The 17,631-nt window shown below is 55.3% G+C and carries 18 protein-coding genes; 9 read left to right on the top strand and 9 right to left on the bottom strand.

Features of this window, described 5'->3' with window-relative positions; translation table 11 throughout:
- Position 1: 1 nt before the first annotated feature.
- The 7 genes from phoU to NQU42_RS01405 all read right to left on the bottom strand — a co-directional run bounded on the left by phoU (position 2) and on the right by NQU42_RS01405 (position 6,519).
- Positions 2 to 661 carry a phosphate signaling complex protein PhoU gene (gene phoU, locus NQU42_RS01435; protein ID WP_296608437.1) on the bottom strand — a complete coding sequence of 220 codons (660 nt, stop codon included), beginning with the start codon at positions 659 to 661 and terminating at the stop codon, positions 2 to 4.
- A 20-nt stretch (positions 662 to 681) separates the two neighbouring features.
- Positions 682 to 1,455, bottom strand: a complete 774-nt coding sequence (gene pstB, locus NQU42_RS01430) for a phosphate ABC transporter ATP-binding protein PstB (RefSeq protein ID WP_366069981.1) — start codon at positions 1,453 to 1,455, stop codon at positions 682 to 684.
- A gap of 353 nt (positions 1,456 to 1,808) precedes the next feature.
- Positions 1,809 to 3,113 carry an aspartate--tRNA(Asn) ligase gene (gene aspS / locus NQU42_RS01425; protein WP_296608433.1) on the bottom strand — a complete coding sequence of 435 codons (1,305 nt, stop codon included), beginning with the start codon at positions 3,111 to 3,113 and terminating at the stop codon, positions 1,809 to 1,811.
- A gap of 55 nt (positions 3,114 to 3,168) precedes the next feature.
- Positions 3,169 to 3,801 carry a 6-hydroxymethylpterin diphosphokinase MptE-like protein gene (locus NQU42_RS01420; protein ID WP_296608430.1) on the bottom strand — a complete coding sequence of 211 codons (633 nt, stop codon included), beginning with the start codon at positions 3,799 to 3,801 and terminating at the stop codon, positions 3,169 to 3,171.
- Positions 3,802 to 3,870: 69 nt separating this feature from the next.
- Positions 3,871 to 4,854: a hypothetical protein gene (locus NQU42_RS01415; RefSeq protein ID WP_296608429.1), complete on the bottom strand. Its 984-nt coding sequence runs from the start codon at positions 4,852 to 4,854 to the stop codon at positions 3,871 to 3,873.
- Between the two features lie 220 nt (positions 4,855 to 5,074).
- Positions 5,075 to 6,115 (bottom strand): mRNA surveillance protein pelota, encoded by a 1,041-nt coding sequence (locus tag NQU42_RS01410; RefSeq protein WP_296608428.1) that lies wholly within the window; start codon positions 6,113 to 6,115, stop codon positions 5,075 to 5,077.
- A 98-nt stretch (positions 6,116 to 6,213) separates the two neighbouring features.
- The gene (locus NQU42_RS01405; protein WP_296608426.1) at positions 6,214 to 6,519 is read right to left on the bottom strand and encodes a ferritin family protein; all 306 of its coding nucleotides are present in this window, start codon (positions 6,517 to 6,519) and stop codon (positions 6,214 to 6,216) included.
- 250 nt (positions 6,520 to 6,769) lie between these two features.
- Between NQU42_RS01405 and NQU42_RS01400 the strand changes: the two genes are divergently transcribed.
- The 3 genes from NQU42_RS01400 to NQU42_RS01390 all read left to right on the top strand — a co-directional run bounded on the left by NQU42_RS01400 (position 6,770) and on the right by NQU42_RS01390 (position 9,446).
- Entirely contained in the window at positions 6,770 to 6,964 is a 195-nt protein-coding gene (locus NQU42_RS01400; RefSeq protein WP_296608425.1) for a hypothetical protein, read from the top strand.
- A gap of 160 nt (positions 6,965 to 7,124) precedes the next feature.
- Positions 7,125 to 8,237, top strand: a complete 1,113-nt coding sequence (locus NQU42_RS01395) for a CBS domain-containing protein (protein WP_296608423.1) — start codon at positions 7,125 to 7,127, stop codon at positions 8,235 to 8,237.
- A complete protein-coding gene (locus tag NQU42_RS01390; RefSeq protein WP_296608421.1) occupies positions 8,238 to 9,446 on the top strand; it encodes a TraB/GumN family protein in 1,209 nt (402 codons plus the stop codon).
- A 7-nt stretch (positions 9,447 to 9,453) separates the two neighbouring features.
- Here NQU42_RS01390 and NQU42_RS01385 read toward each other — a convergent pair whose 3' ends face one another.
- On the bottom strand, positions 9,454 to 10,461 hold the full coding sequence (locus NQU42_RS01385) for a DNA double-strand break repair nuclease NurA (RefSeq protein ID WP_296608419.1): 1,008 nt from the start codon (positions 10,459 to 10,461) through the stop codon (positions 9,454 to 9,456).
- Complete coding sequence (thiC, locus tag NQU42_RS01380; RefSeq protein WP_366069969.1) at positions 10,451 to 11,731, bottom strand: phosphomethylpyrimidine synthase ThiC; 1,281 nt, start codon at positions 11,729 to 11,731, stop codon at positions 10,451 to 10,453. Before thiC ends, NQU42_RS01385 begins: the two co-directional genes overlap by 11 nt.
- 45 nt (positions 11,732 to 11,776) lie before the next feature.
- Here thiC and NQU42_RS01375 point away from each other — a divergent pair, with 45 nt between their 5' ends.
- The 6 genes from NQU42_RS01375 to NQU42_RS01350 all read left to right on the top strand — a co-directional run bounded on the left by NQU42_RS01375 (position 11,777) and on the right by NQU42_RS01350 (position 17,629).
- Positions 11,777 to 12,418 carry an MBL fold metallo-hydrolase gene (locus NQU42_RS01375; protein ID WP_296608416.1) on the top strand — a complete coding sequence of 214 codons (642 nt, stop codon included), beginning with the start codon at positions 11,777 to 11,779 and terminating at the stop codon, positions 12,416 to 12,418.
- Positions 12,415 to 13,557: an acetylornithine transaminase gene (locus NQU42_RS01370; protein WP_296608414.1), complete on the top strand. Its 1,143-nt coding sequence runs from the start codon at positions 12,415 to 12,417 to the stop codon at positions 13,555 to 13,557. Before NQU42_RS01375 ends, NQU42_RS01370 begins: the two co-directional genes overlap by 4 nt.
- The gene (gene hisC, locus NQU42_RS01365; RefSeq protein WP_296608413.1) at positions 13,535 to 14,599 is read left to right on the top strand and encodes a histidinol-phosphate transaminase; all 1,065 of its coding nucleotides are present in this window, start codon (positions 13,535 to 13,537) and stop codon (positions 14,597 to 14,599) included. The genes NQU42_RS01370 and hisC overlap by 23 nt, the downstream gene beginning before the upstream one ends.
- Positions 14,590 to 15,111 carry an adenylate kinase family protein gene (locus NQU42_RS01360; RefSeq protein WP_296608411.1) on the top strand — a complete coding sequence of 174 codons (522 nt, stop codon included), beginning with the start codon at positions 14,590 to 14,592 and terminating at the stop codon, positions 15,109 to 15,111. The genes hisC and NQU42_RS01360 overlap by 10 nt, the downstream gene beginning before the upstream one ends.
- Entirely contained in the window at positions 15,104 to 15,712 is a 609-nt protein-coding gene (locus tag NQU42_RS01355) for a CDP-alcohol phosphatidyltransferase family protein (RefSeq protein WP_296608410.1), read from the top strand. The genes NQU42_RS01360 and NQU42_RS01355 overlap by 8 nt, the downstream gene beginning before the upstream one ends.
- A 384-nt stretch (positions 15,713 to 16,096) precedes the next feature.
- Complete coding sequence (locus tag NQU42_RS01350; RefSeq protein ID WP_296608408.1) at positions 16,097 to 17,629, top strand: sodium:solute symporter family protein; 1,533 nt, start codon at positions 16,097 to 16,099, stop codon at positions 17,627 to 17,629.
- Positions 17,630 to 17,631: the final 2 nt, after the last annotated feature.

The raw sequence follows: 17,631 nt of genomic DNA, 5'->3' as shown, positions 1-17,631 counted from the left end.
CTTAATTCAGGTGCTCTCTCTTTCCTTCTATCATATAAACTATGGACTCGCAGATGTTGCAGATGTGATCCCCGATCCTCTCAAGGTGCCTGTTCACCATCAACAGAGGGATCGTCTGGTCCATGATGCCCATGTTCTCAGCCGTCATTATCATGAGCGCATCACGCACCTTTACATAAAGTGAATCGATCTCGTAATCGTGCTTGGTCACATTCCTCGCCATCTCCGGGTCCCCCTTCTCGAGAGCCTCCATCGCCCCTGATAACATCTCAACCGCGATGCCGGCCATCTTAGATAGACCATCAGGCTTCTCTATATGGTCCTTGTCCTTCGTCTGGATCACAGCCCTCGCTATGTCCACAGCCAGATCTCCTGCGCGCTCGAGATCTATCCCGATCTTCAGTATGCCGATTATCATCCTCAGGTCCTTCGCCATGGGCTGCTGAAGGGCGAGGAGCTCCAGGCACTTGCTCTCCATCTTCACGCTCAGATCGTCCACCACGTAGTCACCCTGAACGACCTCCCTGGCCAGGGCGGCATCGTTCCTGCAGAGCGCCTCCACAGATCTCTCTATCGAGGAGGAGACGAGATCAGAGAGTTCCTTGGTCATCTCTCTGAGCGCATTCAGATCCCTGTGGTACCTCTCCCTGTACGGACTCATGAAACCCCCACTCCCAAGAGCTAACCAAACCTCCCTGTGATATAATCCTCTGTGCTCCTCTCCCTCGGGTTCTCGAAGAGCTGCTTCGTCTCCCCGAACTCTATCATCTCCCCCATGTAGAAGTATGCGGTGTAATCTGAGACCCTCGCAGCCTGCTGCATGTTATGAGTCACTATGATCTGTGTGTATTTGCCCCTGAGCGATTCCATGAGGCTCTCTATGCGGGAGGTCGATATCGGGTCGAGAGCGCTGCATGGCTCATCGAATAGCAGGACCTCCGGTCTCATGGCCAGCGCCCTTGCTATGCAGAGCCTCTGCTGCTGCCCACCGCTCAGGCCCATGGCCGGCTGATCGAGCCTGTCCTGCACCTCCTCCCAGAGAGCGGCGTCCTTCAGGCTCTGCTCCACGATCCTGTCGATGTTCCTGTATCCGTGAATCCTCGGCCCGTATGCAACGTTATCGTAGATCGACATCGGGAATGGATTTGGCTTCTGGAAGACCATGCCTATCTTCTTTCTGAGAGAGACGACATCCATGGCCTTATCGTAGATGTTCTTGCCATCGTAGAGCATCTCGCCCTCTATCCTGACGTTGGGTATGAGATCGTTCATCCTGTTTATACACCTGATGAATGTCGATTTTCCGCATCCAGATGGGCCTATTAGAGCTGTAATCCTGTTCTCAGGAATCCCCAGGGTTATGTTCTTCAGAGCCTGCTTGCTCCCGTACCATAGCGATAGGTTCCTCGACTCTATCTTGAACAAGCAAGATACCTCCTGCCGCCCACTGCTCATGCTGAGCGGAACAGGCACGCTGACCGCATGGGACATCTGGTGATCTCCTAAATGGGGATACTGGGCTTCTGGAACCTATTTATATTTTCGCCGGTCCGCCGAACACATGGAGTGATCGGTGATGCATCGGGATGCAGTTCGCAAGCCAGAGCTGTCGCATCTCTTGATACCATTGAGATCTGCATTTCCGGCCAGGAGCAGACGGATTCCAGAGCATGAGATCGCAGAGATCCACGCAGCAGTGATCTGGTCTCAGAAGCCGCAGCATCTGCTACCGTCCAGGCCTCAGAGGCGCTGCGGTCTTGAGACCAAACTCGTCCCGATCCCAAAGAGGTGAACGTGCACCGTCATGCTCAGGGAACCAGTCTTCTCCTGTCCCGCGGGAAGAGCACCGCGTCCCTGATGTTCTCCAGCCGGAGCATCGTCTGGACCAGGCGCGCAAGCCCCAGGCCCCAGCCTGCATGGGGCGGCATTCCGTACCTGAATGGCTTGAGATAGAACTCGAAGCTCTCCGGGTTCAGCCCCTTTTCCCGTATCCTGTTCACTAGGAGCTCATAATCGTGGACCCGCTGCGCGCCGCTCGCGAGCTCCATCGATGGATGCATGAGATCGAACCCCTTGCATATCTCAGGTTTATCATCATAAGGCTGCGTGTAGTACGGCTTCACAGAGCTCGGCCAGTCTGTGAGGAAGTAGTGCTCGCCGATGACGGATCCCAGATAGTGCTCCGTCTCCGTATCGATATCATCTCCCCATTCCATGCTCCTCCTTCCCGACTCGCTGGCCATCTCCAGCGCCTCTGTGTAGGTGATCCTGCGGAACGGCGTCTTAGGAACATCAAGCTCAATTCCAAGAATCCGGAGCTCCCTATCGCAGTTCTCCGAGACGTATCTGTAGGCAGATGCAACCGCGTTCTCGAGAAGCGCCATCACATCCTCGTGATCCGCGTAGCTCACCTCCACATCCACAGATATCGCCTCGTTCAGGTGTCTTCTGGTATCATGCTCCTCCGCCCTGAATATCGGCCCTATCTCAAAGACCCTGTCGAGCCCGGTGGCCATCAGCATCTGCTTGTAGAGCTGCGGGCTCTGGTTCAGGAAGGCCTCCCGCTCGAAGTAGCTTATCGGGAAGAGAGCTGTGCCGCCCTCCGTGGCGGTCGCCACGATCTTGGGCGTGCAGACCTCGATGAAGCCATTCTCGTAGAATGTGTTCCTCAGGCTTCTCATAACAGCGGACTCTATCTTGAAGACCGCCATGGACGCGGGTCTTCTCAGGTCCAGAAACCTCGCATCGAGCCTTGTGTCGAGCTCCGCGCCCACCTTGCCTGTGGGATCGAGCGGCAGGGGCGAGTCAGCCCTCGAAAGGACTTCGACAGCCTCAGGTATGATCTCGAAGCCATTGGGCGCCTTCGGCTCCGACTTGACCTTCCCGCGAACTAGAACCACGCTCTCCCTGCTCACTCCGCGCACGATCTCAACGAGCTTTTTGTCCGCTCTCTTAGTGAGAACTGTTACCTGCGCAAGCCCCTCTCTGTCTCTCAGCACGAGAAAGCAGATGCCTCCAAGGTCGCGGATCTCGTGCACATGTCCTGCCAGCGTGACCTCTGATCCGTCCATATCCGGACTGATCTCACCGGAATAATGAGTTCTGAGAATCAATGGAACCTCACCCTTCGAAAGATGGACTCCGGGTATAAAAGCAGTCCGGGATCGATCATGGCGCTCCAAGTGCGATCTCGATGAGCCTCCTGGCCCACTGGAGCTTCTTCATCTTTCTCGGAGTTACGTTCTGATCCTCGAGATCGAAGCCGATCAGGCGGATGCTTCTCGGTTTGAACTCCACCGCCAGGAAGACTGCCCTGTCACCGTCTGTGAACCCTCCGAAGTTGTGGACGTTCTCGAGGGGATGCGCCTGCGTGGTTCCCAAGATCCGTCTGAGATGCGGGACGTATTCCATGAGCTTCTCGATGTTGTCGCCGTGAGCATGTACAACCACCATGGATCCACGCCTGTTGGCTTCGAGGATATCCGGCATGTATCCGTCGAGATCCGTCACGATGAGATCAGGGAGAACGGCATGCTCGAGAAGCACCGACGTGGCGCCATCTGCTGCCACCACCACATCGGATGGCCCTATCTTTCCGATATCATCTCTCAGGCAGGGGGCGTTGCCGCAGACGACCACGTCCCTCCCGCGGATGATCTGATCGATCTCCTCCAGCGAGACCTGATCTGCGGATCTGAGAAGCGAGGAGAGGACGCGGGCCGCCTCCTCATCTCTCGATCGGGAGAATCCGAGATCCTCGAGGATCTTCCCGTAGATCCTCTCCCATTCATCGAAGCGCATTTTGCGTAAATAAAAAGCGATGGGCAGAAAAAGCTTGTTAATAAAACAGAAGATAGGGGTGAACCCTATCTATGCCCACGCCTTGAACGGCGGGTTCACATCTGTCGGTCCGTACATTCCTGCCCTGGCGGTCTTGAGACAGGAGCAGTCGAATATGCCAGCAGCGCTCGAGCCGAAGCCCTTCTTCAGTCCAGGCGGGATGTCAGCCCATCCGCCTGAGCAGCAGGGGAGCCAGTCCTCGCTCTTCTGGGTTAGCTTGTACGGCACGTTCAGCGTCATGTTCTTTGTTATGTCATATGTGCCGAAGTAGTCCTCATCGATCTCTATCGCCGGGTTCTTGTACGCCCTTATACCGCTCAGCGCGCTGCCGGTCAGTGCGGTGCCTGGATATGCCAGCACGCTTGAATTTGCGGTGTAGTCGGATGATGCCTGGAGCACTCCCAAGTGGACCTTGCCGTTGTCGACGTGCTCGTTGATCTTCATCTGTGTGTATCCAACGCCCTCATAGACCGGATCGTACTGGTGGAAGTACTTCTCCTTCGCAAGGACCTCAAGCTCCTTGTCTATGCCATGCGCATACTCTATCTCATGGTGCATCGAGGTTCCAGCGCGGTAGTTCTTGATCCAGGTCTTCTCCTTGAGCAGCGAGTCGAAGACCAGCGGGTTAACAGCGTAGTAGCCCTTGCCGATCGCGAACTGGTACGGCGAGTAGACCATCACGTTGTCCTCCTTCACGGAGATACATGAGACGTTCTCGTCGACCCAGTCAGCATCTATCGGGTGCGTGTTCTTGTCGAGCTCCTGTGTGAACATCACGAACTCGTTATCGATGGACCCGGAGCCGTGGACGTAGTCCTTGAACGCAAGTGCGCCGGCCTTAGCATACCTGTATGTCATGAAGTAGCCGCTGCCCTGGACGTCCTGCTCGAAGTTGAAGGTCACGTTCTTCTCCGCGACCTCGTAGGGATATTTCCCTGGAGTGGGATCAATATACGCAGAGGAGACCCCCGTTATAATAACCATAACTGCAAGCAGCAGTATCGCTCTCTTCAAATCTTTCCCTCCATCTAAATTTGATACAGACTTAAACTGTTATCTCTTCTGCGAATCTCCTATTTTAATCTGTTGATCGAAACGATGCCCAGAAACACAGCTGCAGAGCAGATAAACCTCTGAAGATTTAATGAGACATGATCGCTACAGGTAGATGATCCCCTGGCCTCCGGACTATTCTGTTGCTAAGATCATATCACAATCTGAGTTTCTCTCATCCTCATGATCTCGGGATCTTGAACCGCAGGAGCGCAGCGACGCCTCCCAGCGCATCCAGCCTCTCCCCTGGCTCGAACTCGGAGCTGAATATCACAACCCTCCCGCGCCCGGCTGCGACATCTCTTATCAGGCCCTCCATGTCACCCCTTCGCACGAGATTGTCTGTGATCATCAAGGTTTCAATGGCTCCGTAGTTCGCAGCCTCCCTGACCTCCCTCGGGCCGTATGCAGCCCTCCCGTCGGTCGCTATCTCCTTGAGCAGATCGTCCATGAGCCGCGTCTCGCGCGATATCCTGCTCGCCTCGACGATTCTGTCAACAGCACCCCTTCTCAGAACCTCCTGGAATCCGGATCTGCCTGTTGATGACGCATCATCCATGATAAGACGCCTGAGGATATCTGGATGTCTCGTCTCGATGACCTTTCTCAGATCCTCCTTCGTGAAGCCCGGGCCTGCCAGGACAACATATGCCTCATCGCCCGCTGAGTTTGCAATCTGATCCGCGACCTCTCTGAGAAACTCATCCCTGCCACCGGCTCCAGCGCCCTTCCCGCTCCCGCCCCTGATATCGGCCACCGTCTGGACACCGAACTGCCGGAGGACGCCTATCGTGGCCTCGCCCTCCTCGACGAGCGCCAGGACGACCCGCGGACGGTTCGATTCCGCAACAGCCTCCTCGATCCTCTGGAGCTCATCAGGGCGCCATCGCTTTATTATCGAGAGCTCTGAGCCGACCTCGATGTTGAGCGTGTGATATGAGCCTATATCGACTCCTGACTTTATCACCCCATGGATCCTGAGCCAGTTGGAGTGCGTGTGGAACTCCACAGCCTCGACTGCAATTCCAAGCCGCACAGTCCTCCGCTCGGCCTTCTCCGGCCTGAGCTTGTCTGTGGCGCCTGAGATCTTGCGCTGTGTTGTTGCGAACACCAGATCTCCAGGAGAGACGAGGTGTTTCAGGTGCCAGAGATCGTCGAGGCTCTCCGCAACAAGCGATATCTCGCCCTCATCGCCGCGAAGGTTTCTTTTTATGACGCGCATCTAAGGATCGAAGAACATCGATTTCATCGTGTGAAGCCGAGCAGACAGGACAGTCTGAGCCTCGAGACCAAACTGACTCAGCGGCCTGAATTGAGAGATCACTTTCTGAGCTTCTCCAGTATCTCCTCGACCTCCTCGTAACCCTCTTTATACAGCTCCTCCTCACGCGGCTCGAGCTCCTTTAGAAGCCTCAAAAACTCCCCGGCGTGCACGACCTCCTCATCCGCTATATCGATCAGCACTGCCCTCGCACGCTCATCGTCTATCGACTCTGCGAGCTGCGTGTAGAGCTGGATCGCCTCGTATTCAGCAGCGATGACATACCTTATCGCCCTCACGAGCTCCTGCTTGGTCAGCTTCCTATCGCCGGCCATGCCTGCAAACGGTGTGGCAAACTCAGGCATCGAAAATCACCGATCTCTTTTTTGTGGATGGGCGGAAATAGTTATCGGAGAAGATGCTGTGTTGAATAATGTTTGAGAATCCGATAGCATAGGCTGGATTCATACGAATTGCAATCCTAGTAAAAATCAATAGCTATCGACCTTAAAGCTCTTAATTATTCAACACAGCAGGAGAAGAGAGAAGTGGCACGGCGGTGAATGCTCCAAACATCATGTCGCGATGGTCCTGCTCGCAATGCTCGCTGTCTAGATGATGCAGATCGAGCTCTGTTCAAATGCTGATCTCCTGACAGTCCAGGACGTCAGGGAGATACTCGAGGTCATCCTCCCAGGAAGAACGATCGATGATCGAACTCTGCTCGAAATCATAAAGGCCAAGCATAAAGCAAGAATCTCCGCCAGAGAATCCCATCATCGGAGATCAGCGGCATTGTCCTGCAAATAGCAGAAGACAATGCCAGGGAATGTGAGTGGAAAATACACCAAACCGAACCGATGTGTGACGATCTTGAGATGACCACATCGATAAGCGAACTCTTATCGGACAGCCCGATGAGTCCAGGGAAAAGCCAAAAGATATTAACTCCAGTTGACAAGCTTATAACATGGAAAGCTCCATACAGCTCGGCAAGGTCATGGGGATACCGATAAGGCTTCACGTCACATTTCTTCTGATCATTCCCTGGGTTGCGTATCTCTTCGGGAGCGTCAGCGCAAACGTCTTCGGCAAACTCTACGGATTCGGCGCTGTCGAGCCTCCTATCATCAGATGGGTATACTCCCTCGTCTTCGCAGTGCTTCTCTTCGTCTGCGTGGGGCTTCACGAGCTCGGCCATTCATTTATCGCAAAAAGGTATGGCATAGAGATAAGAAGCATCACCCTCTACTTCTTCGGCGGCGTCGCCTCGATGGAGGAGATCCCCAGAAACCCATCGATGGAGCTGAGAATGGCGATAGCCGGGCCTGCAGTCAGCGGGGCTCTCGGCATGATCTCGATACTGCTTTACGCTCAGTCGGAATCGCTGCTTGGCAAGAACCATCCGTTCTCAATACTTCTGTGGACGCTGGGAATAATGAACATCATCCTGATGATATTCAATCTCATCCCCGCGTTTCCCATGGACGGTGGGCGCGTGCTCAGGGCGTGGTTCTCGACCAGGATGCCCTATGTGGTCGCGACAAAGAACGCAGCAGCCCTTGGTAAGATATTTGCGGTATTTCTCATATTCCTCGGGCTTTTCACGCTGAACTTCCTCACTCTCATCATAGGCATATTCCTCTACATCGCAGCATCTGAGGAGGACAGGAGCACCACAATAACAGACAGCCTGAGTGGCATAAAGGTGAGGCACATAATGTCAAAGGATGTGAAAGTTGTGCCTCCGGAGATGAGCTTATCGGAGCTGATGCGTTTGATGTTCTACGAGAAGCACCGAGGCTACCCGGTCATGGTCGGTGACGAGCTTGTTGGTATAGTTACGATCACCGACCTCCAGCGCGTCCCCGAATCGCTCCGCGATACCACCACAGTGGGAGATGTCATGACCAGAAATATATATGTCATAGGGCCGGAAGATGAGGCGACTGCGGCAATAAAGATCATGGGCGATAAGAAGATAAGAAGGCTCCCCGTCATCGAGGATGGCAGGCTGGTGGGCATAATATCAAGAGAGGACCTTCTCAGGGCCATCGAGCTCTGCTCGGATGTGAGGCTGTAAATGGCAGATATCACGGAAGGATCGGTAACGGATGCAAGAAACGAGATCGTGATCATAGGCACTGCACACGTCTCGGAGAAGAGCGTTGCTGAGGTGCGAGAGGCGATAGAGCAGACCCGGCCTGATATAGTGGCTGTCGAGCTCTGTCAGAGGCGGTATCTCGCCCTCACCAACCAGGAGAGGGATGAGGATATAAAAATAAGCGAGCTTCTGAGCGGTGGGAAGATCTACCTGGTTCTGGTCCAGTGGCTGCTCGCATATCTGCAGAGACAGATAGGCTCTGAGATGGGCGTGAAGCCGGGAGCTGAGATGCTCGCAGCCATAGAGGCTGCCAGAGCAGTCAATGCAAGGGTTGCCCTGGTCGACAGAGACATCGGCATAACGATACAGCGCTTCTGGTCGGCGATGGGCATCTGGGAGAAGATGAAGATGCTCTGGAGTCTCGTCGCAGCCGCACTCGGCTTCGGCAAGGAGGATCTCGATGTGGACAGCGTCACCGATTCGGATGTGGTATCCCAGCTCGTGGCGGAGTTCAGGAAGATCGCGCCGTCTGCTGCCAGGGCGCTTGTAGATGAGCGGGATGCATACATCGCCAGGAATCTCTACGAGCTCTCGAAACACGGCAGAGTTCTCGCGGTCGTCGGGGCGGGCCATCGGGAGGGCATAACGCGCTACCTGGCAGATCCATCGCTTATACCAGAGACCTCGGCCCTCGAGATGCCTTCCGCAAAGAGATTCAGCATGGGGAAGGTATTCGGCGTCGCGGTGACGCTGCTGATAATCGCCACGTTTGTGTACATCCTGGCCGCAGGATACTCGAGCGGCGTGGTGCTCCTAGCATTTGGCATATGGTTCCTGGTGACCGGCGGGCTTGCAGCGCTGGGTGTCGTGGCTGCAAAGGGCCATCCCTTATCGATCCTCACAGCATTCATGATAGCCTGGATGACCACACTGAATCCGCTGGTCGCTGCAGGATGGTTCGCCGGAATGGTCGAGGCCTGGAAGAGGAAACCAACTGTGGGGGATGTTAAGCGCCTGGCGAGCGCCGAGAGCATGGAAGAGATGATGGAGAACCGGTTCTTCAGAGTGGTGCTCGTCGCCGCCCTCGCAAACCTGGGTGCAACCCTGGGCACCTTTCTGGGGATATACATCATATGGCATCGGATGGGTCTCATAGATCCGCATGCCATTCTGAGCCATATATTATGATCTGGCGTCAGAGGCTGTCCAGGATCTCGTGGTAGTCTGTGACGTTTCTGAGATCCCTCATCCTCACGCCCTGGCGCTGCGCTATCAACTCCATCATTTTGATCCAGATCGTATCTCCCTCAGGAGCGGATATCTTCAGGTCGTGGTGCGCCCTGAACAGAGCATGCGGATAGCCGAGACATTCAGAAGATCCCGAGAACGCGGCAGCCTTCGAGAGCGCGGTGGATATGCGCCCATTCAGATAAGAGGGTATATCAACCCTGAATGCCCGATCGGCCAGCGGATGGAAGAGCACGATGCAAATGCGCCCGTGCCAGCGCTCTTCGAGCGGATCCGGATTGACGTTCTTTCCGCTGAGATCAAGATACCATGCCCTTCCGGGCAGCAGGCTCTTCCCGAGACGGGAGACATGGTAGACCAGAGGCATTGATATGTCTCCCCACGACAAGCTGCTGGACTTGCTCACGCCGAGTAGGTCCACCCCGCGCTCAGATGCTCTCTTTATGATATCAGCCACTACTCTTCCGAAGGGGCGGTCCTTCCAGATGGCGAAGCCGCCGTCGTAAAGAAGCAGATCGCCCTCCTCTGATTCAGAAAGCGCTGCATCGAGAGCCAGGTACTCCTGCAGCTCTCTGAAGTATGTTGATATCCTGTCGAGCTCGCTCCCGCGGAGGCTGCTCAGATCGATATCAATGTCGAGCCTCTCCAGCGGCTCCCTGAACCACTCCATGTAGGTATGCCTGTCAGCGACGAAGATATCATTGTATGTTACCTCTGTCCTCTCCCGTCTCCTGCCCCTGTAAACCACATACCCCACACGGATGTGGTTCGCCTTGACCACAGAGAGATCGCAGACCTTGATGTTGGAGCCGTCAACAGCGAAGATCCTGCCTTCGAACGGCTCTGGCTCCACGGGCACGAAGTCTTTCTCCCCTATCCCGGTGTGACGCGTGAGATCATCAGTCCCCACACTGAGATATCTAATGAGAGATTCCGCTGCCCTCTCAAGATTCATCAGGGCGCTCATGCTTCATGGCCTCTCTCGCGATCCGTATCGCGCAGAGTTCGCTGCACATCGTGCAGGTCTCCACATCGATACCTCTTCTGTGGCGGATCCTTCTCGCTCTTGTCGGATCTATCGCCTCTCTGAACTGAGCCTCCCAGTCGAGCCTGGCCCTGGCGTCAGCCATCCTCCTGTCCCATGCCCTGGCGCGCTCCCTGACCCCGGGCTTGGTGAGATCGGCTGCATGGGCCGCGATCCTGGTAACCACAGTTCCCTCGACTATGTCATCCAAAGTGGGGAGATCGAGGTGCTCACTGGGCGTGGTGGCGCAGAGGAAGTCGGCGCCTGCCATGCCAGCGATCAGACCGCCCATGGCAGCTGTGATGTGATCATACCCTGGAGCTATGTCTGTGACTATCGGACCGAGAAGATACAGGGGAGCTCCGTCTGTAAGATGCTTCATCGCCTTCACGCTGGTCTCTATCTCATCTGCGGGCACGTGGCCCGGGCCCTCGACCATGGCCTGGACGCCCGCCTCCCTGGCCCGCGCGACAAGCTCGCCGAGGAGTATGAACTCCATGTACTTCGCCCGGTCGCTCGCATCCTCTATGCATCCTGGCCTGAGACCATCGCCCAGGCTCAGGGTCAGGTCGTGCTCCCTCGCGATCTCGAGCAGGTAGTCGAACTCCTCGTAGTACGGGTTCTCCTCTCCGGTCTCTGTGATGTATTTGATTGTGAGAGAGCCGCCACGTGAGACAACGCCCATGAGCCTCGGATCCCTGCTCAGGCGCCTCATCGACTCCTTGTTCACGCCGACATGGACCGTGACGAAATCGACCCCATCCTTTGCATGGAGCTCCAGGGCGTTGAACATGCCCTGTGACGTTAGTTTGTCCTCCACAGCAGCCTGATATATCGGCACAGTTCCAACGGGGACATCTACGGCTTTGAGCACAGCCCTTCGTATCTCATCTAGATTCCCGCCGGTCGATAGATCCATTATCGTATCAGCTCCGGCGTTCACGGCAGCCACTGCCTTCTCCACCTCGCCACTTAGATCGGAGAGCGAGGGGGATGTGCCGACGTTGACGTTGACCTTTGTGCACAGAAGCTCTCCTATGCCAACCGCCCTCTCTCTCATCCTCCGGGCGTTCATGGGGACCACTACACGACCTGCTGCCAGGAGCCTCCTGAGCGCTTCCGGATCCACTCCCTCAGTCTCGGCAGCCCTCCTGAGCGCATCGGGTATTTTCCCCTTTTTTGCGTCTTCCATCAGAGTCATGTTACCATTATATATCCAGACGTTATCTGGCCAGAAGGTGTTTAGATGGTTGAGGTGCATAAGGTTAGCGGTGCGGCCTACGACGGCAACGCATACCTGGTCATGGCCGAGCGGCCGGTCCTGATCGATGCAGGGATGTTCTCAGAGCCCACAATCAGAAATATCGGAAGGTTCATCGATCCAGAGGAGCTCGAGATGATCATTCTCACTCACTGCCATCACGATCACTCTGCAGCTGCGCCTGCGATAAAGGAGAGGACTGGCGCCAGGATCCTGCTATCAAAAGAGGAGATAGGTCTTGTGGGCGATGATCTGGCGACAGTGGCGTACCTTTTCGGCGACACCGCGCCGGAGTTTGAGGTGGATATGCCCCTGGAAGATGGTATGGTCCTCGATCTGGGAGATGCGAAGCTTGAGGTGATACACACGCCGGGACACTCCCCCGGGAGCATATGCCTTTATGAGCGGCGTGATGGCATCCTCTTCTCAGGGGATACTGTATTTCCGGACGGGAATATAGGAAGGACGGATCTGTTCGGAGGATCCACAGAGGATCTCGTGAGATCTATAGAGAAATTGCTGGAGCTGGATGTGAGCTGCATGTACCCCGGGCATATGGGGATAACGTGCAATAATGTAAAGGCGCAGATAAGAGAGAGCCTGAGGTTTGCTAGGAGGTTCCTATGAGCATCGATGAGATCGTGAGGAGAGAGGCAGGGGCGATATTCCAGACATATACGAGACAGCCAGTCCTGATAGTTCGCGGCTCAGGGGCCAGGGTCTGGGACTTGGACGGCAGGGAGTACATAGACTTCGTTGCAGGTATAGCTGTGAACAACGTCGGACACTGCCATCCGAGGGTGGTAGAGGCGATAAAGAGGCAGTGCGAGATCCTCATACACACATCGAATCTTTACTACACAGAGAACCAGGTCAGGCTCGCAGAGGAGCTGAAATCGCTGAGCGGCATGGACAAGGTCTTCTTCTGCAACTCAGGCACCGAGAGCGTGGAGGCCGCACTGAAGCTAACTCGGCGGGCCACCGGAAGGTATGAGGTCGTTGCAGCGACCGGCAGCTTCCACGGCAGGACGCTGGGTGCTCTGGGGCTGACATACAAGGTGAACTACAGGGAGCCGTTCCGCCCCCTCAACGAGGCCACATTTGTGCCCTACAATGATACAGAGTCGCTGAAATCGGCGGTGAGCAAAAGAACTGCAGCTGTGATCCTGGAGCCGGTCCAGGGCGAGGCAGGGGTTTACCCTGCATCGAACGAGTACCTGCGCGCTGCCAGGGAGATATGCGATGACTGTGGGGCTCTTTTGATCTTCGACGAGGTCCAGACAGGGTTCGGAAGAACAGGAAGATGGTTTGCGAAGGAGCACAGCGGCGTGATGCCCGATGTAATGACCCTTGCGAAGGCGATTGCCGGCGGGCTCCCCATGGGCGCGATGCTCTCCACAGAGAGCATCTCCGGATGCTTCCAGCGCGGGGATCATGCATCCACATTTGGCGGCGGGCCCCTGGTATGCGCAGCAGCACTGGCGTCGATATCTGCAATAAGGGATGAGAATCTTGTAAGGAGATCAGAGGAGATGGGTTCTTACCTCAGGAGAGAGCTGAGCAGGCTGCCTGTCAGTCTCCGCGGGCTTGGTCTCATGGTCGGTGTGGACATAGAAGGGGACGCGAGATCTGTTGTGGATGCCGCCCGCGAGAGGGGGGTGCTGCTGAACAGCACAGGCGAGCACACGCTCCGGCTGGTACCGCCTCTTGTTGTAACAAAAGATGAGATAGATCGCGTGGTGAATGTCATTGGAGAGACGCTCTAGACTCAGACCTGTGCTTTCCAGCCTCAGGCCGTACGTTGCGGGCAGGGGGATCGAGGAGATCTCCAGGATCTACGGAATACCTCCGGAGAGGATCGTGAAGCTGGGGAGCAACGAGAACCCGTACGGACCGAGTCCTGCGGTGAAAAAAGCGATAGCTGAGGCACCTCTGAATCTGTATCCGGAGGTCGATGATCTCATAAAATCGATCTCATCATACACAGGATTTCCGGAAAGCCAGGTGCTCATCGGTTCTGGAATGGATGGTGTGATCGATACTCTCTCCAGACTCTTCCTGGATCACGGAGTTCGCACGCTGATCCCCACCCCGACATTCAGCTTCTACGAGATCGTGACCATCCTCTGCGGCGCAGAGCCGGTGTTTGTCAGGCGATCAGATCCTTCAGATCTGATCGAGCGTGTGAGGGACGACAGAATCGGGATGGTCTTCATATGCTCTCCGAACAATCCAACCGGCGAGGTCATCGATGAGGATCTGCTGCGATCGGTGATCGAGTCCACAGATGCGGTGGTCTTCCTGGACGAGGCATACGTGGAGTTCGCGGAGAGGAGCATGGTGGATCTGTTGAACGATTACGATAATCTCGTCGTCGGTAGGACCATGTCGAAGGCGTTCGGCCTCGCTGGAGTCCGCCTCGGCTATGCGCTTGCCCCCGAATGGATCGCTGAGGCTTACAGAAAGGCTGCTCCGCCGTTCTTTGGAGTCACGACCCCTGCGGTTGCGGCTGGCATTGCAGCGCTGAGCGACCTGGAGCACATGCGGCGATCTGTGGAGCTTATAAAGAGAGAGAGGGGGCTGCTGCTCTCAGAGATCGTCGAGGCGAGTCCCTCGTGGGGCAACTTCCTCTACATAGAGACCTCTGAGAGATCTGATGTCCTCACAGAGAGGATGCTCCGGAAGGGCATCATAGTCAGGGACTGCAGATCTTTCAGGGATGCTGGCGATCACCACATCAGGGTGACTGTGGGAACTCCGGAGCAGAACGCGCGGTTCCTGGAGGCGTACAGAGAGCTATGCGGATAGCGCTGACAGGCACTCCCGGGACAGGAAAGACCACTGTCTCCAAGCTCCTTCCATTCAGGGTGGTGGATCTCAATGATCTGGTGAGAGCAGGGATGAGCGCAGGCTTCGACCCTGATAGGGAATGCCTGGAGGCAGACATGGATGCTCTTGAGGAGAGGATACGAGAGATCGAGCGGTCATGTGAGAATGAGATTCTTATAATCGAGGGGCATTTCGCGCATCACTTCGCAGACGAGGCGATAGTCTTAAGATTGCATCCGAACCTCCTCCGCAGACGGCTGGAGGCCCGTGGATATAATGAGAGCAAGATCAGGGAGAACGTCGAGTCAGAGGCGATCGATCTCATACTGGTTGAGGCGCTTGAGCTGTGCTCAAGGGTCCATGAGATTGATACAACTGATCTGAGCCCGGAGGAGGTCGCATCTATCGTAACCGCCGTGGTAAAGAGAGAGATCGAGATGCCCCCTGGAGGCATCGACTGGCTGGGGGATCCGGAGATTGACCTTGGATGATCTCAGAGAGGCATCGAGATCTATCACCGAGCCGGTGGCTGAGCTCGTCGAACGGGCGGGTCTGACCCCGAACATGCTCTCCGCGCTCTCCCTCTGCTTCTCATCTCTCGCATTCCTGCTCTACTACACATCAGCCTCTGATCAGAGGATGCTCTTTGCAGCTGCGATCATGGTCATGCTCAACGGGATTGCGGATGCTGTGGACGGTGCGCTCGCCCGCAAGATGGGATATGCGGATCGCAGAGGAGATCTTCTCGACCACGTGATCGACAGATACTCAGACGTGCTTATGCTGTCAGGAGTAATCTTCGCCGGATACGTCCGGTGGGAGGTGGGTCTTCTAGCTGTCGTAGGCGTTCTCATGACCAGCTACATCGGCACGCAGGCACAGGCCGTGAATCTCAGGAGATGCTACGGAGGCATGCTCGGCAGGGCCGACCGGCTGGTTTTTCTGGTCGTCGCGACGCTTGCAAACGCTATACACCCCCACAGGATTGGAGGCCTCCAAATCCTCGGCTGGATGGTGCTGATCACTATGGTACTGAGCCACATCACGGCAGTACAGCGTTTCATCTACATCTGGAGGAGCCTGGGGAGATGACGAATGCAGCTTTGAATCGTGGTTTCCTGAGACTGTTCAAAACAGCCGACGCTATCGATGGTCTGCGACCTCTCGAGGAGAGCAGGTTGTTCTGGGCAAATTCAAAGGATGGTAATGATGATCAAAATAATGCATTAATACCAATAATAATAGACATTTTAATAAACTGATCGTTCTTCATGTTTTTCCCTGCAAATCACAGCATTTATTCAAAGATCGAGTGATCCACACGCCACCTTTATATGCCACAATGAAACACGCTATCATGCATCAGAGGGAGGAGATATCTTTGTTCGGTCTGCCGACTGAAACTCTCATCGCGGTGACAATGGTGCCCGGCATCATAGCTCTTGTTCTTCTGGGCTGGGCGTTGAGGTGGAGCTGATGGACTTCAATATGGCAATCATTCTCGGCCTGTATCTGGTGGGGCTTCTCGCCATAGGCGCATGGGCCTCGAGGAAGGTCAGATCATCCGAGGACTTCATTGTCGCGGGAAGAAACCTCGGCTTCTGGCTGCTCACATTGATGATAGTGGCGAGCATATGCAGCGGTATGACGATCCTCGGGACAAGCGGCCTGGGATACATCGGAGGATGGCCCACGATCTGGGAGCAGATCTTCGTGCCGCTGAGCGCTGCATTCGTCATCCTGGTATACGGAACGAAGCTCCATGCGATCTCCGAGCGGATGGGATACATCACAATACAGGACTACCTCGCTCAGAGATTTTACAGCCAGCGCGGGCTGCGCGGGCTCTCAGCAGTGGCTGGAATACTTGTATCGCTGATTTACCTGGTGGGGCAGTACGTCGCCATAAGCATGGTCCTGAGCTGGATGCTCAAGATCTCGTACACAGATGCGCTGCTGATCGGCGCCATAATAGTCATGATATACACAATAATGGGCGGGCTCTACGCGATCGCCTGGGTCTCACTTGTCCAGGGTATTCTTATAATAATCGGAGTTCTTGCGGTCTCGCCCTTCATAATCCAGTCAGCAGGAGGGCTCACACATGTCAATAACATCCTGGCAGGTATAGATCCGAACTACGTGAAGATCTGGTATCCACAGATGCACCCACCGTATGCGAAATACGCCTTCATGACACCAATGTATCTGATATCATTCTTCTTCCTCCTGACCTTCGGGCTTGCGAGCGCTCCGCATGTCATAAACAACGTTCTCTCTGCGAGGAGTCAGAAATTCTTCCGGTGGTCTCCGCTTGCTGCATTTGTTCTGTACCTTGTTGTGATGTACCTGGTCAAGATCTCAGGTTTCGCCTCGAGGGCGATGGTAGCGGAGGGGATGATAGCGCTTCCGACAAACGTATCCAATCCACAGGATTACGCATTTGTTGTCGCTGCGATGCACATCTTCCCCAACATCGCAGGCCCCCTGGTCGCTGTGATCGTGCTCTCCGCAGTGATGTCGACCACCGACAGGCTCATGCTCACAATAGGGAGCTATGTCGGATGGGACATCTATAAGATGTTCTTCAATAAAAAAGCCTCGGATAGAAGCATAACCCTGGTGAGCAGAATAGCGATAGTCTTCTCAGTGATACTGACGCTGGTACTTGCGTGGAGGAAGCCACCGGAGCTTTTGGCATTCCTGATATGGATGGGGATAGGCATAATGCTCGCCACGTTTGTGGTGCCGATACTTGCCGGTCTCTACTGGAGGAGGGCGACAAGGGAGGGCGCTATCGCCTCTATGTCCCTCGGCCTCATAGGGGCGCTTGTGGCAGGATGGTACCACTGGTTCGTCTCGCCACTTCCAGTGCACTTCAGCTTCTATGGATTCATTCTATCGATAGCAGCCATGGTGGTGGTGAGCCTTCTGACCAGATCGCCTCCGGTGGATGTGCTGGATACAACGATGACCGGCATGTACATTCGCCCGAAGAGCAAGCGATAACG

Source organism: Methanothrix sp., from assembly GCF_024518575.1.
GTDB lineage: Archaea > Halobacteriota > Methanosarcinia > Methanotrichales > Methanotrichaceae > Methanothrix_B.
This window is presented reverse-complemented; position numbering and strand designations above follow the sequence as displayed.

Bases quoted from the DNA above. Each gene is read 5' to 3' on its own strand.
- phoU (WP_296608437.1), bottom strand. From the start codon at position 661: ATGAGTCCGTACAGGGAGAGGTACCACAGGGATCTGAATGCGCTCAGA.
- pstB (WP_366069981.1), bottom strand. From the start codon at position 1,455: ATGAGCAGTGGGCGGCAGGAGGTATCTTGCTTGTTCAAGATAGAGTCG.
- NQU42_RS01420 (WP_296608430.1), bottom strand. From the start codon at position 3,801: ATGCGCTTCGATGAATGGGAGAGGATCTACGGGAAGATCCTCGAGGAT.
- NQU42_RS01410 (WP_296608428.1), bottom strand. From the start codon at position 6,115: ATGCGCGTCATAAAAAGAAACCTTCGCGGCGATGAGGGCGAGATATCG.
- NQU42_RS01405 (WP_296608426.1), bottom strand. From the start codon at position 6,519: ATGCCTGAGTTTGCCACACCGTTTGCAGGCATGGCCGGCGATAGGAAG.
- NQU42_RS01400 (WP_296608425.1), top strand. From the start codon at position 6,770: ATGATGCAGATCGAGCTCTGTTCAAATGCTGATCTCCTGACAGTCCAG.
- NQU42_RS01395 (WP_296608423.1), top strand. From the start codon at position 7,125: ATGGAAAGCTCCATACAGCTCGGCAAGGTCATGGGGATACCGATAAGG.
- NQU42_RS01390 (WP_296608421.1), top strand. From the start codon at position 8,238: ATGGCAGATATCACGGAAGGATCGGTAACGGATGCAAGAAACGAGATC.
- NQU42_RS01385 (WP_296608419.1), bottom strand. From the start codon at position 10,461: ATGAATCTTGAGAGGGCAGCGGAATCTCTCATTAGATATCTCAGTGTG.
- thiC (WP_366069969.1), bottom strand. From the start codon at position 11,731: ATGACTCTGATGGAAGACGCAAAAAAGGGGAAAATACCCGATGCGCTC.
- NQU42_RS01375 (WP_296608416.1), top strand. From the start codon at position 11,777: ATGGTTGAGGTGCATAAGGTTAGCGGTGCGGCCTACGACGGCAACGCA.
- NQU42_RS01370 (WP_296608414.1), top strand. From the start codon at position 12,415: ATGAGCATCGATGAGATCGTGAGGAGAGAGGCAGGGGCGATATTCCAG.
- hisC (WP_296608413.1), top strand. From the start codon at position 13,535: ATGTCATTGGAGAGACGCTCTAGACTCAGACCTGTGCTTTCCAGCCTC.
- NQU42_RS01360 (WP_296608411.1), top strand. From the start codon at position 14,590: ATGCGGATAGCGCTGACAGGCACTCCCGGGACAGGAAAGACCACTGTC.
- NQU42_RS01350 (WP_296608408.1), top strand. From the start codon at position 16,097: ATGGACTTCAATATGGCAATCATTCTCGGCCTGTATCTGGTGGGGCTT.